At 43.4% G+C, this 12039-nt stretch carries 16 protein-coding genes; 13 read left to right on the top strand and 3 right to left on the bottom strand.

What is annotated here, in order from left to right; translation table 11 throughout:
• Positions 1 to 31 precede the first annotated feature (31 nt).
• Both VIG27_RS06520 and VIG27_RS06525 read right to left on the bottom strand, forming a co-directional pair.
• Positions 32 to 1708 carry a S8 family peptidase gene (locus VIG27_RS06520; RefSeq protein WP_394526299.1) on the bottom strand — a complete coding sequence of 559 codons (1677 nt, stop codon included), beginning with the start codon at positions 1706 to 1708 and terminating at the stop codon, positions 32 to 34.
• Positions 1709 to 1860: 152 nt separating this feature from the next.
• Positions 1861 to 2868: an ABC transporter substrate-binding protein gene (locus tag VIG27_RS06525; RefSeq protein ID WP_394526301.1), complete on the bottom strand. Its 1008-nt coding sequence runs from the start codon at positions 2866 to 2868 to the stop codon at positions 1861 to 1863.
• Positions 2869 to 3228: 360 nt separating this feature from the next.
• On the opposite strand from VIG27_RS06525, the gene VIG27_RS06530 reads away from it, so the two are divergent.
• Positions 3229 to 4038 carry a Cof-type HAD-IIB family hydrolase gene (locus VIG27_RS06530; RefSeq protein ID WP_394526304.1) on the top strand — a complete coding sequence of 270 codons (810 nt, stop codon included), beginning with the start codon at positions 3229 to 3231 and terminating at the stop codon, positions 4036 to 4038.
• 82 nt (positions 4039 to 4120) lie between these two features.
• Positions 4121 to 4420, top strand: coding sequence for a YerC/YecD family TrpR-related protein (locus tag VIG27_RS06535; protein WP_394526306.1), 300 nt, complete (start codon positions 4121 to 4123; stop codon positions 4418 to 4420).
• Positions 4421 to 4463: 43 nt separating this feature from the next.
• Here the strand turns inward: VIG27_RS06535 and VIG27_RS06540 are convergent, their stop codons facing one another.
• Positions 4464 to 5078 carry a DUF1836 domain-containing protein gene (locus VIG27_RS06540; protein WP_394526308.1) on the bottom strand — a complete coding sequence of 205 codons (615 nt, stop codon included), beginning with the start codon at positions 5076 to 5078 and terminating at the stop codon, positions 4464 to 4466.
• 203 nt (positions 5079 to 5281) lie between these two features.
• Here VIG27_RS06540 and VIG27_RS06545 point away from each other — a divergent pair, with 203 nt between their 5' ends.
• The 11 genes from VIG27_RS06545 (at position 5282) to VIG27_RS06595 (ending at position 12034) form a co-directional block, all read left to right on the top strand.
• Complete coding sequence (locus VIG27_RS06545; RefSeq protein WP_394526310.1) at positions 5282 to 5665, top strand: RidA family protein; 384 nt, start codon at positions 5282 to 5284, stop codon at positions 5663 to 5665.
• Positions 5666 to 5913: 248 nt separating this feature from the next.
• Positions 5914 to 7215, top strand: a complete 1302-nt coding sequence (locus tag VIG27_RS06550; RefSeq protein WP_394526313.1) for a bifunctional folylpolyglutamate synthase/dihydrofolate synthase — start codon at positions 5914 to 5916, stop codon at positions 7213 to 7215.
• Complete coding sequence (locus VIG27_RS06555; RefSeq protein ID WP_394526316.1) at positions 7212 to 7352, top strand: hypothetical protein; 141 nt, start codon at positions 7212 to 7214, stop codon at positions 7350 to 7352. Before VIG27_RS06550 ends, VIG27_RS06555 begins: the two co-directional genes overlap by 4 nt.
• Before the next feature lie 11 nt (positions 7353 to 7363).
• Positions 7364 to 8680, top strand: a complete 1317-nt coding sequence (locus VIG27_RS06560; RefSeq protein WP_394526318.1) for a tetratricopeptide repeat protein — start codon at positions 7364 to 7366, stop codon at positions 8678 to 8680.
• A gap of 98 nt (positions 8681 to 8778) precedes the next feature.
• Complete coding sequence (locus tag VIG27_RS06565) at positions 8779 to 9120, top strand: STAS domain-containing protein (RefSeq protein WP_394526321.1); 342 nt, start codon at positions 8779 to 8781, stop codon at positions 9118 to 9120.
• A gap of 10 nt (positions 9121 to 9130) precedes the next feature.
• Entirely contained in the window at positions 9131 to 9565 is a 435-nt protein-coding gene (gene spoIIAB, locus VIG27_RS06570) for an anti-sigma F factor (protein ID WP_394526325.1), read from the top strand.
• A 5-nt stretch (positions 9566 to 9570) separates the two neighbouring features.
• Positions 9571 to 10284, top strand: a complete 714-nt coding sequence (gene sigF, locus VIG27_RS06575) for an RNA polymerase sporulation sigma factor SigF (RefSeq protein ID WP_394526329.1) — start codon at positions 9571 to 9573, stop codon at positions 10282 to 10284.
• Between the two features lie 63 nt (positions 10285 to 10347).
• Positions 10348 to 10509, top strand: coding sequence for a hypothetical protein (locus VIG27_RS06580; protein ID WP_394526332.1), 162 nt, complete (start codon positions 10348 to 10350; stop codon positions 10507 to 10509).
• Positions 10506 to 11132: a stage V sporulation protein AA gene (locus VIG27_RS06585; protein ID WP_394526334.1), complete on the top strand. Its 627-nt coding sequence runs from the start codon at positions 10506 to 10508 to the stop codon at positions 11130 to 11132. Before VIG27_RS06580 ends, VIG27_RS06585 begins: the two co-directional genes overlap by 4 nt.
• The gene (locus tag VIG27_RS06590) at positions 11119 to 11547 is read left to right on the top strand and encodes a stage V sporulation protein AB (protein WP_394526336.1); all 429 of its coding nucleotides are present in this window, start codon (positions 11119 to 11121) and stop codon (positions 11545 to 11547) included. Before VIG27_RS06585 ends, VIG27_RS06590 begins: the two co-directional genes overlap by 14 nt.
• A 34-nt stretch (positions 11548 to 11581) precedes the next feature.
• Positions 11582 to 12034 (top strand): SpoVA/SpoVAEb family sporulation membrane protein, encoded by a 453-nt coding sequence (locus VIG27_RS06595; protein WP_394526339.1) that lies wholly within the window; start codon positions 11582 to 11584, stop codon positions 12032 to 12034.
• Positions 12035 to 12039: the final 5 nt, after the last annotated feature.

Consider the following 12039-nt stretch of genomic DNA (forward strand, 5'->3'; position numbering starts at 1 on the left):
ATGAGCATGGAAAAAAGCAGATGATGGCACATTAAATATTTGCCAGCCTTAAAAATAAGTTGTTCACATCTAACTGTCCATATCCCCAGATGTTATTCGGATAGATTATGGAGCTGTCACGTCTAGCCCCTCTTATAATAAGCCGGTTCACATCGTATCCCGTTATATAGGTAAGATTTCCCCTCGGAATGCCCCATTCCATAACCATGGCAATTGCCCCTGCCGTATGGGCAGCCGCAGCCCCTGTTCCTGTCAGTGTTCCATATTGGCTGACACCGGGTAAAGCACACGGGATCTGATAACCTGGGGCGGCAATGTCCGGTTTCACAAGGCCGATTCTTGTATAGCCTCTGCTGGATTCCAGCAGAATGCTTTCGTCAAACTGATTGTAGGCGGTAACCGTCAGCTGGTTGATTCCATTGCCCGGAGAGGTGATGGTGGTATCCGGGTTCGGATTGAGAAAAAAGGTCTCATCTGAGATCATATCTCCGGAAGGCAGCCATACATGAAACGACAAAGGGGCATTATCCAGACTTTGGATCCGGATTCTCCATACGCCCGGAAGCGCATCCTGAAAACGCACCAGCATAAGCTGGTCGCCGGTCTCTTCTTCAAAGATAAAATTATTGACCCAGATCTGACTGGGGGTGAAAATAAAATTAAACATTCTGCAGTCATTGATTGTGGGATAGACTGGATTCGTAGATTCCCGGTTTGGAGAGGAGATATCCACAGAAAGACGACCCAGGGCATATGGCCAGATTTCCATAGAAAAAAGTTTGTCATTTTCCCCAATCCGCAATTCAAAATCATTATAAAAGGGAGCATTGGTTGTACTGTTGAAATAATGTCTGCGGCGGTTGCCTTCATTGCCTGCGGAAACAGAAATCCCAACTCCTGGAAGTCGTGCAAGATAGTTTAAATAATTGCTTAAGGCACCGCTGCCGTCATGGCCTCCCTGGCTGCTTCCCAAAGCGATACAGATGACGATAGGCCGGCTGACACTTGACGCGTAGATTTCCAGATAGCGGAGTGCCAGTATAATATCGGATTCCTGGTAACAAAGTACATTTTCCGGAACAAAAAATACTTCCTTTAGGTTGGGCTTTGCTTCTTTGAGCTTTACAACCACTAACTCCGATTCCGGTACGACCCCCGAAAAAGAATTATCTGCATTTGGCCTGCCGGAAATGATGCTTGCAATGGCCGTACCGTGCCCGTTTGTGTCGTTGACAGGGACCATGGAAAGAGGATTATCCGAACGCAGGGCAATGTTTATCATTCCTGCGTTGTATTCTGTGCCAAAGGTAAAGCCCGCGGGAGGCGTGCCGGTTTGAATGGACTGGTCCCAGATGGAAAGGATTTTGGTGGTGTTGTCATTATGAAGAAAGGCCTCATGGGTATAATCGATTCCGGTATCTACAATGCCGATAAGAATCCCTCTTCCAAGTAAATTTAAAAAGGGATTTCGCTGGACCGTGCCAATCCCTGATTTTTCGATACTGATGGTTGAGGTAGGGGTATATAAAGTTGGAAAGTTATTGTAAGGATATTGTCCCAGGATACACGGATCAAACTCTGTTCTGGGTATATTTAAAAGAGAATGCCTTAGATTCAGCAATGTAATGTTATCCCCCGTATCAACCTGGGGGACGGACACATTATTGATAATAAGATCATAATAATCATTATCCAGAATTTTTTCCAAATTTGCCTCCCGGACTTATTCAAAAGAAGCATTTGTTCTATATTATGCACACCTAAATTTAATATGAGCGACTGCAGGGATTGTTTCACCCCAGATACCTGTCATTAGAAAAAATGCAGGCATCCTGCTTTATTACAGAATGCCTGCATAGTTTATTTTGCAGCTTTTTCTGAATACACGGTAGTCACAAGGTTTTCATAAGGGACCCGTTCCTTTAGCTGACCGGATTCTTCCAGGATATTCTGAAGAAGATCAAAGCTTTCCTTCTCAAAAATGGTATCCTTTTTCCAGGTATCCTGCGCTTTATAGCGGTCCACGATTGCAGCAATGGTCTCTTCATCGGTCTCTTTGAACTGGGGCTGGATCACTTTCGCAATTTCCTTAGAAGAGTGGGAGTTTACATATTCCAATCCTTTTTGGATTGCATTGGTGAACTTCTGAATGGTTTCCGGATTCTTTTCCAGATAGCTTTTCTTTGCACTGTAAGCGGTATAAGGGACATAGCCCGAATCAACGCCCAGAGAGGCCACAACAACCCCGCTGCCTTCCTTTTCCAGTCCGGTTGCAAACGGTTCAAATTCCACGGTATAGTCTGCATCGTTGCTTGTAAAGGCGGCGGCAGTTAAGCCAAAGTTAATGCTCTGATCAATGGATAAGTCCGTAGCCGGGTCCATGCCATTCTTCTTTAAAATATACTCAAATACCATCTGTGGCATTCCGCCGGCTCTTCCTCCAAGTACCTTTTTTCCTTTTAAATCCGTCCATTTAAAATCCGGCTGGCTGTTTCTTCCTACCAGGAAGTTCCCTGCACGCTGGGTCAGCTGTGCAAAGTTTACGGCATAGTCCTCAGAGCCGTTGGCATAGGTATAGATGCTGGCTTCAGACCCCATAAATCCAATATCCGCATCGCCGGAAATCAAGGCAGTCATGACTTTATCCGCCCCTGCTCCATTGACAAGGGTCAAATTGATGCCCTCATCTTCAAAATATCCAAGCTCGATGGCGGCATATTGGGGGGCATAAAAAATGGAATGGGCGACTTCGTTTAAGGTGACCGGAGTTAAATTTGATGCTTTTGCTTGTGAACCGCAGGCTGTCAGGCTGAGTATGGCAGTCCCGGTAAGTATGGCAGTCAGAAAAGAGTGTAAAGCTTTTCTCATACAATCCTCCTTAGGGAATCTTAATACTACATATTATTAATCCCTGACCAATTGGTACCTTGTCTCAAAAAAAATTATAATCTCATGGTTTCAGATGTAATATGGAAGAAAAGAGGCTGGATTTGTTTCCTGGCCGTATGTTTGCAGCTTGTTAAGGACGCGGCCGCCATGAAAGCCGCCAATAATAAAATAAATGCACGATTCACATGGTTCCTCCTTCTTTGGTTGTTCTGTTAGCATTGTATGAGAAGGGACAGGCATCTGTTACGATCATTTTTCCGATTCTTCATTTTACAATGGATTAAGAAGATAAACTGTGTTATACTGCTATGGTAAATTAACAAAAGCAGGAGAACTATCATGGACTATCGAATGATTGTGCTGGATTTGGATGGGACGCTGACGAACCGGAACAAGGAGATCACCCCCAAAACAAAAGAGGCACTTTTTGAATTAAAACGTCAGGGCGGTGTTATTGTTCTGGCTTCCGGCCGCCCGACCTATGGAATCATGCCGCTTGCCAGAGAACTGGAGCTTGACAAGACCGGAGGCTATATTTTATCTTTTAACGGCGGCCGGATTCTTGACTGCAGCAGCGGACAAACAGTTTTTGCAAAGGAACTGCCGGTGGAGTCTAATAAAACCATTTTAAGACTTTCCAAAGAACATGGAGTGAACATCCTTACCTATGAGGATGACTTGATCATCACTCCGGATGCTTCAGATGAATACGTGAAGAAAGAAGCTGCCATCAATAAGCTGGAAGTCAAAGAAGTGAAAGATATGGAAGCCTACCTAAAGTTCCCGGTCGTAAAGTTCTTAATGCTGGAGGATGGGGAGATTCTTCAGAAGGTGGAACCAAAGGTAAAGGCATCTTTGGGCAGTGATTACAGTGTTTACCGTTCAGAACCGTTCTTTTTGGAGATTCTTCCAAAAGGAATCGACAAAGCGGCCAGCTTAGAACGTCTGCTTGCCCGCCTGGGCATGAGCAGGGAGGAGATGATTGCCTGCGGAGATGGATATAACGATTTATCCATGATCGAGTATGCAGGACTAGGGGTTGCCATGGAGAATGCAGTCCTTCCGGTAAAAAAAGCGGCGGACTATGTGACCTTTTCCAACAACGAGGATGGGATCGCCCATGTGGTGGAAAAATTTATGCTCTCCTGATGCGCCGGGGGTGGATTTTACAACTTTAGTATGTTAAAATATTTTTAGAGTAAAAGTTTAATAAAGGGGATTGAATAATACTATGAATAAAAAGATTAAGACAGATGCGGTGGATCATCTGTTTGAAGCCATTTTGACCATAAAGACACCGGAAGAATGTTACACTTTTTTTGAGGATGTCTGTACGGTCAATGAGCTGTTAAGCTTATCTCAAAGGTATGAGGTGGCGAAGATGCTGAGGGAGGGCCGTACTTATCTGGAGATCGCAGAAAAGACTGGTGCTTCCACTGCGACCATCAGCCGAGTCAACCGTTCCTTAAATTATGGAAACGACGGCTATGATATGGTATTTAAACGTCTGGAAGAAAAGAAAGAAGGATAAAAACAAGGGACAGGCCCAAACAGGTGCTGTCCCTTGTTTTATACTATTTTTTCTTTTTCCCCGGAGCAGTTTCTGTCAAATCGTCAATGAGCTGTTCAATGACCTGCTTTTTCATGTAAACATCAAAGGAAAGTCCGCAGATCCAGGAGAAGAGCTGCAGATATTCCAGATCCTCAGGATCTAAGTCTTTGTCGGCAAACGCGGACTGGGCATGTTCATATTTTTCCAAAACATCCGCTTTAATCCTGCTTAATTCAGATTCCTCCTGTTCAAAGATCTCCTTGTAGATATCTTCCAGAGGCAGATCTTCCGTCCGGTTAAAATGTTTTTCCGTTATGGGGCGGAAAAGCTGCTCAATATCACGGAAGGAAAGAAGATTCTTAAAATAGTAGATAAATATAAGCAAAAGAATGTGTTCTCTTGTATACTTCTTTTTATTGGGAGGCGGTAAAAGATTATTTTTTGCATAATTGTTGATCATGGTTTTTGTAAGGACCTTGTCTTCCGGATAGCGCTTTGTATCTTTTAAATGCTCATCCATAAAGGTTGTGACCTGGTCCATATATAGATCTATGTTAGGAATGGTTTCCGGTTTGATATGCTGAAATGATTCCAGGTGCTTTACGATATCCTGCATTCTTTCGTCGTTTGTTTTCATGTGTTCCTCCGTTCTGTGCACAGAATGTCCTGCACAAGAAATAAATCCCTTTATGGTATTATATAGTATTCAATACCAGATGACAAGAGTAAAAGGTGATAAAGTGTCAAATGGATCAAAAGCATATAAGAGATTCTTGACTTTTGGAAAATGTATGTTAATCTTAAACTATTAATTTGGCGAATGAAAGGAGATACAACAAGATGAAAAAAGTATTGGCTACAGAAAAAGCACCGTCAGCCATCGGTCCCTATTCCCAGGGAGTGCGCTGCGGGGATTACGTATTTGTATCCGGACAGCTTCCGATTGATCCGGCTACGGGTGCATTTACAGGAGATGATATTGCAGTGCAGACCAGACAGTCCTTAACAAACATTCAGTCCATTCTGGCAAGTGATGGTTTAACCATGGCCAATGTGGTAAAGACAACCGTACTGTTAAAGAATATCAGTGATTTTGCTGCCATGAATGAAGTGTATGCTACCTTTTTTGAAGGTGCCTGTCCCGCCAGAGCAGCTTTTGAAGTCGCAGCGCTGCCGAAAGATTCGTTGATTGAAATCGAAGCGGTTGCATACTGCGGAGAATGAGATCATTAAGACAGGGAGTATGGCTTTGATAAGCGATGCTCCCTTTTTTATTGGACAAAGAACGGTAATTCGGGAGTCATTGTAGAAATTAAGGGCTTTTTGCGAAAGAAATGGGTTGCATATTGACGGACTTATATTATAATAAATTGAGGAAGTTCGATTGCTTCTTATACCTATCAAATGGTTGATTTTCCCTTTTAGGAGTAAAATCAAGGTTTAATTTAACGATGGAAGTTGGTACTTTAACGATGAAGGTGAACGAGACGGCAGAGGAATACTTAGGCAGGATTCCCATGTGGGCCAAAAAGAAAAATTCTCTGGCAGATATCCGAAGCTTTTTGTGTGAGATGGGAGAGCCGGATGAGGATATGAAGATTTTTCATGTGGCCGGAACCAATGGGAAGGGATCGGTATGCGCATTTCTTCAGTCTGCTTTAATAAGCTCTGGGTTTCGTGTGGGGACATTTACCTCTCCCCATCTGATTGAGACAAGAGAACGTTTTTCCATAAATGGAAAGATGGTATCTGAAAATACATTTTTAAAAAGCTACGAAAGTGTTCGGGAACTTTCAGAGAATATGATGGAGAAAGGGTTCTGCCATCCTTCCTATTTTGAATTTCTGTTTTATATGGCCATGGACCTGTTCCGGAAAGAAAACGTGGATTACGTTATATTGGAAACAGGGCTGGGAGGAAGGCTTGATACTACCAATGTCATAAGACACCCGATGGTATCGGTAATTACCTCGGTCAGTCTGGATCATACAGAATATCTGGGGGATACGATTGAAAAAATCGCAGCGGAAAAGGCTGGCATTATTAAGAAAGGTGTCCCGGTGGTCTTTGACGGGAATGACCGTCAGGCGGCTTCCGTAATAAAACGCAGGGCAGAAGCACTTGGTGTTTCCTTTTACGAGGTGGACAGGCAGGACTATCAGATAACCAGTTACGAAGATATGGGCTTTAAAGCCGGATTTTTTGATACAAAAGGAGAGCTTACCGAGGTTTTTATACCTTCCCACGGGGAATATCAGGTCATGAATGGACTTCTTTCCTATCGTGCTTTGGAGGCGGCTGGATTGGCTGGATTAAAAGGCATTAGAGACGGATTTGCGCAGATGCGCTGGCCGGCGAGGATGGAAGAAGTTCTGCCGGGCGTATTTCTTGATGGGGCCCACAATCCGGGTGGAATCGAGGCATTTATAAAAGCGGCGTCCGGTTTATGCCAAAAGAGACAAAAAAAAGCAGACCTGTTGTTTTCGGCAGTATCCGGCAAGGCTCACGGTGAAATGATAAAAAGGATTGCAAATGCCCTTCCTCTCAATCAGGTGGCGGTGGCTCATATTGATTCGGAACGGGGAATGGACACGGAAATTCTTCTTCAGGAATTTCAAAGTGTATGCAAAAACCAGGCAATAGGATTTACCACAGTAGAAGAGGCTGTTTTATATATGCTGAAAGAAAGGGAGGAAGGCCACCTGCTTTTTTGCGTTGGCTCCCTTTACTTAATGGGTGAAATTAAAGCAGTTTTAAGGAGGAACGGTTTATGATTGATTTTGAAGCTGAAATTAACGAATACAGGCCAAGCCTTGAGGTTGATGCCATTGAAGATGCCATTGTAAAAAGCGATTTGACAGATATGAAAGACTTAATAATGGATCTTATCAAAGAAGTCAGCAAGGAATAGGCGGTTACGATATGGATTATGAAAGAAAAACCCGTTTCATAGCAAACAGCTATTACAACATGGGACTGGAAAAGGCAAGGCTCAGGGATCTATCAGGAGCAGCGGAATGCCTGAAGAAAAGCCTGCATTTTAATAAATATATGACAGATGCAAGAAACCTTCTGGGACTGATTTATTATGAGGTCGGAGAGGTGGGCGATGCTTTGGTTCAATGGGTAATCAGCATGAATCTTCAGCCGGAGGAGAACCGGGCAGATTATTATCTGGGAGAGATACAGCGGAAAAAAGGCACTATGGATAATGAGCGGCGTCTGGTGCGCAGATTTAATCAGGCGCTGGTATATGCACAGAACGGAAGCGAGGACCTTGCGATATTACAGCTTAACAAGGTGGTGGAAAGCAAGCCCAACTATGTAAAAGCCCAGCTTTTGTTTGCCATACTCTGCATTGCCAGAGGAGATTACCAAAAAGCCGGAAAGGCAGTTAATAAAGTGCTGCAGATTGACTGCAGCCACCCAAAAGCCCTGTACTATAAATCGTTAATAAAGTCTTCCGGTGTGAATATGAAGCCTGAGAAGGAACCGGAAAAGCGAAAGCTGAAAAATGTGCTTTCCCACAGGCAGATGGAAGATGATGATGTGATCATACCTCCCAGCTACCGGGAGAATACCAAAGATCAGGCCGTTATGAATATTCTGGCCGGACTTGTTTTGGGGGCAGCCGTAATCTTTTTTGTGGTCATGCCTGCCAATACAAAATCCATCAATGAGGCTCATAACAGGGAGATGCTCAAATACAGCGAACTGCTGAGTCAGGCCAATAAAAAAGTGGACAGCCTCAGTGACCAGCTGGAACATTTAAAAGCAGAGAAAAAGGCAGCAGAGGATTCCCTGGCATCTTTAACCAATAATGCAGACAGCATATTAGCCCAGTACCAGGCAGTCATAGGCATTCTTGAAGCGTATAAAAAGGATGATTTTAATACGGCAGTCAAGATTTATGCCGGTCTGGACCCGACTCTTATCACTTCAGAGGATGTACAGGCAGTCATTGGAGAGATCAGAAAAGATATGGCTGAGAAAGGCACATCCGTACTGGAAAACCTTGGGGATAAAGCAACGGCAGCCGGTGACAGCCAGACAGCACTTGTTTACTATTCCAAATGCATTGAGCTGAAACCAGCCAGCTGGCAGGCAAAATTTAAGGCAGCAGTCATTTATAAGGCTATGGACCAGAAGGACCAGGCCAATGGACTGTTTTCTGATATTATCAATAACAGCAAAGATGTGGAATTATCTGCAAAAGCAAAAGCAGAACGCGGTTTTTAAAAACGTTCTGTGAAAAAGACACTACAGAAGAGAAATCTTATTTTGTGGTGTCTTTTTTTCTATTACGGAAAGACAATAAAGAATGGAGGAGATTGCATATGAATCAACCGCACTTTACATATGAGGCAGATGGTCATACACTGATCGTACATCTGCCGGAGGAGTTGGATCATCATAACTGCTCAGGACTCAAATACGAAACCGATCTGATCCTTTCGGAAAATTACATCAAACGGATTCTGTTTGATTTTACAAAAACCAGATTCATGGACTCTTCGGGATTAGGAATTTTGCTGAATCGTTATAAACAGATGGCATTAAGCGGAGGAACCGTTGCCATCTACGGTGCAGGCGCCCAGGCTCTCCGCATTCTTAAAATGGGAGGCATTTTAAAATTAATGAAATTATATGACTCTAAGGAAGCAGCAGTCACAGGTTGAGGAGGAACGTATGTCTGAACAAAACAAACCAGAAATTCTGAAAATGGAATTGGAGGCCTTATCAAAGAATGAGGAATTTGCCAGAGTGGCAGTGGCTGTTTTTATGGCGAGATTAAATCCTACTCTGGAAGAGGTGGATGATGTAAAAACAGCCGTGTCGGAGGCAGTTACCAATGCAGTCATCCATGGATATCAGGGGAAGGGAGGGATCATATACCTGGAAGTTGGAGTGGAAGGTCAGGAGATCACCATTACCATTCGGGATACCGGAATTGGAATCCCGGATATTAAGCAGGCCATGGAGCCTATGTATACCACAGATCCTGACGGAGAGCGCACCGGTATGGGATTTTCCTTTATGGAAGCATTTATGGATGAGGTGGAAGTACAGTCGGCGCCGGATGAAGGAACTGCCGTGACCATGAAAAAGAAGATTAAAGGGTGAGCCTTATGGATGAGACCATGAGATTGATACAAATGGCTCACGAAGGAGATAAAGCGGCAAGGGATCAGCTCGTGACCGACAATTTCGGGTTGATCTGGAGCATTGTACGCAGATTTACAGGGCGGGGGTATGAACCTGAGGATTTATTTCAGATCGGAAGCATAGGCTTGATGAAAGCCATTGACAAATTTGATTTATCCTATGATGTGAAATTTTCCACTTATGCGGTACCCATGATTACAGGAGAAATCAAACGGTTTTTAAGAGATGACGGAATCATCAAAGTCAGCCGTTCCATTAAGGAAATGGCATTAAAAGTGAAGCGGGTGCGAGAAGAGTTGGTGTTCCGTTTTGGCAGAGAGCCTACGGTGGAGGAGATCGCCGGAGAAATCGGGGCCAGCAAAGAAGAAGTAGCAGCCTCCATGGAAGCCGGTGCCGAGGTGGAATCTTTATATCGTTCCGTCAATAAAAATGATGAAAACAGCATTTTGCTGATTGATAAAATCGAAGAGGAAAGCTCAGCCCAGGAAGAGCTTCTAAACCGAATGGTGCTTCGGGACTTGCTTACGGAGCTTTCTGACAAAGACAGGGAAATCATCATCAGGCGCTATTACTACAATGAAACTCAAAGTCAGATCGCAGCAAAACTGGGAATATCCCAGGTTCAGGTTTCCCGGCTGGAAAAAAAGATTTTAAAACAAATGCGTGAAAAATTATAGAATAAAAAAATTGGTACGGCTCATACTAATTCTGAAAAACCAGAGAAAAGGATGTGAGCACGTATGGAATCCGTTAAACACAAGCTTGTCATGGCACTTCTTATCGTGTGCCTGATTGCAATTGCAGCAGCTATCTGGTATATGATTGCTGTTATGCCGGATGGTCTTGAAAAAGAAGGTACTCTTGTAGAAGCATTTCCCGGAATAGGGACGGTGATTTCATGAACAAAACAGTATACTTAAATATTAGAGAAATTACCGAGGTTCATCATAAAGACATCCAATTAAAGGATGTAGCAGATGTATATTGTGACGATTCTGCCACAATGAATAAGTGCAATGCCATGAGGATCAAAACCATTCATTTGGATCAGAATAAAAGGTATGTGGAAAGCGCTCTTGATGTCATTAAGAAGCTGGTGGAAATGGACCCGTCCATTTCTGTCACAAATGTGGGGAAAGTAGAATATATCATTGATTACCATAAACCCAAGCCTCCTCACTGGGCATGGCAATGGGCCAAAACCATATTTGTATGCATCATATGTTTCTGTGGTGCTTCTTTCGCAATTATTACCTTTAACAACGATGTGAATGTTGCGGATGTATTTAAGGAAATTTATAAAATTGTAATGAGAGAAGAATCAAGCGGATTTACAATTCTTGAAATCTGCTATTCTGTCGGCTTGTTTTTGGGAATCGTCGGATTCTTTAATCATTTTGCAAAATTCAAGATCAATACCGATCCGACGCCTATTGAGGTGGAAATGCGTCTTTATGAAGATAATGTCAGCAAAACTCTGATCCAGAACGATGGAAGAAAGGAGTCCGATATTGATGTTACTTAAAGAAGTATTTCTTGGTTTTATCGGGTTAAGCGCTGGCGGCATTATCGCAGCCGGCGTTTTTGCTTTTTTAGCGATGATCGGAGTTTTCCCCCGGATTATTGGATATACCAAGACCCATAAACACATCATTCTTTTTGAAACGTGCATCATTCTTGGAGGTGTACTCGGAAATATCTTTGATATTTATGAATTTCCAATTGGCTTTGGGGGGAATGTAGCTTTGGGGACTTATGGCCTGGCCGTAGGAATCTTTGTAGGCTGTCTGGTCATGTCACTTGCAGAAACGTTAAAAGCACTTCCTGTCATCAGCCGCAGAATTCATCTTGGGGTTGGTCTGCAGTATATCATTCTTTCCCTGGGCCTTGGTAAATTACTGGGATCCCTGGTATTTTTTGCGGAACGGTTCGGACAGTAAATGCGGCAACTATGGTACAGAACGGAGGAAAACAATGGAGATAAACAAAAAAGCGTATGAAGCGTATGTAAAAGAAGTAACACCGGTACACAAAAAATGGCCTTCCATCATAAAGGCATTTCTGGTAGGGGGGATCATATGTACCCTGGGCCAGTTCATCACCAATATTTTTATGAATATGGGACTTGAAAAAGAGGCTGCCTCATCCTGGACGATTCTGGTCCTGATTGCCTCCAGCGTCATTTTAACGGGACTGAATATCTATCCGAAAATCGTCCAATTCGGAGGTGCAGGTGCATTGGTGCCGATTACAGGTTTTGCAAACTCTGTCGTGGCCCCGGCTGTGGAATTTAAAGCGGAAGGCCAGGTATTTGGGATCGGCTGCAAGATATTTACCATCGCCGGACCCGTCATCTTATATGGAATATTAAGCTCCTGGATTCTTGGAGTTATCGCCTATGTATTAATGGCTTTTGGGATACTGTAGGAAGG

This window comes from Lacrimispora sinapis (assembly GCF_043633585.1).
GTDB lineage: Bacteria > Bacillota > Clostridia > Lachnospirales > Lachnospiraceae > Lacrimispora > Lacrimispora sinapis.

Excerpts from the sequence above, each read along its gene's own strand:
- VIG27_RS06525 (WP_394526301.1), bottom strand. The coding sequence starts at position 2,868 with ATGAGAAAAGCTTTACACTCTTTTCTGACTGCCATACTTACCGGGACT.
- VIG27_RS06530 (WP_394526304.1), top strand. The coding sequence starts at position 3,229 with ATGGACTATCGAATGATTGTGCTGGATTTGGATGGGACGCTGACGAAC.
- VIG27_RS06535 (WP_394526306.1), top strand. The coding sequence starts at position 4,121 with ATGAATAAAAAGATTAAGACAGATGCGGTGGATCATCTGTTTGAAGCC.
- VIG27_RS06540 (WP_394526308.1), bottom strand. The coding sequence starts at position 5,078 with ATGAAAACAAACGACGAAAGAATGCAGGATATCGTAAAGCACCTGGAA.
- VIG27_RS06545 (WP_394526310.1), top strand. The coding sequence starts at position 5,282 with ATGAAAAAAGTATTGGCTACAGAAAAAGCACCGTCAGCCATCGGTCCC.
- VIG27_RS06550 (WP_394526313.1), top strand. The coding sequence starts at position 5,914 with ATGAAGGTGAACGAGACGGCAGAGGAATACTTAGGCAGGATTCCCATG.
- VIG27_RS06555 (WP_394526316.1), top strand. The coding sequence starts at position 7,212 with ATGATTGATTTTGAAGCTGAAATTAACGAATACAGGCCAAGCCTTGAG.
- VIG27_RS06560 (WP_394526318.1), top strand. The coding sequence starts at position 7,364 with ATGGATTATGAAAGAAAAACCCGTTTCATAGCAAACAGCTATTACAAC.
- VIG27_RS06565 (WP_394526321.1), top strand. The coding sequence starts at position 8,779 with ATGAATCAACCGCACTTTACATATGAGGCAGATGGTCATACACTGATC.
- spoIIAB (WP_394526325.1), top strand. The coding sequence starts at position 9,131 with ATGTCTGAACAAAACAAACCAGAAATTCTGAAAATGGAATTGGAGGCC.
- sigF (WP_394526329.1), top strand. The coding sequence starts at position 9,571 with ATGGATGAGACCATGAGATTGATACAAATGGCTCACGAAGGAGATAAA.
- VIG27_RS06580 (WP_394526332.1), top strand. The coding sequence starts at position 10,348 with ATGGAATCCGTTAAACACAAGCTTGTCATGGCACTTCTTATCGTGTGC.
- VIG27_RS06585 (WP_394526334.1), top strand. The coding sequence starts at position 10,506 with ATGAACAAAACAGTATACTTAAATATTAGAGAAATTACCGAGGTTCAT.
- VIG27_RS06595 (WP_394526339.1), top strand. The coding sequence starts at position 11,582 with ATGGAGATAAACAAAAAAGCGTATGAAGCGTATGTAAAAGAAGTAACA.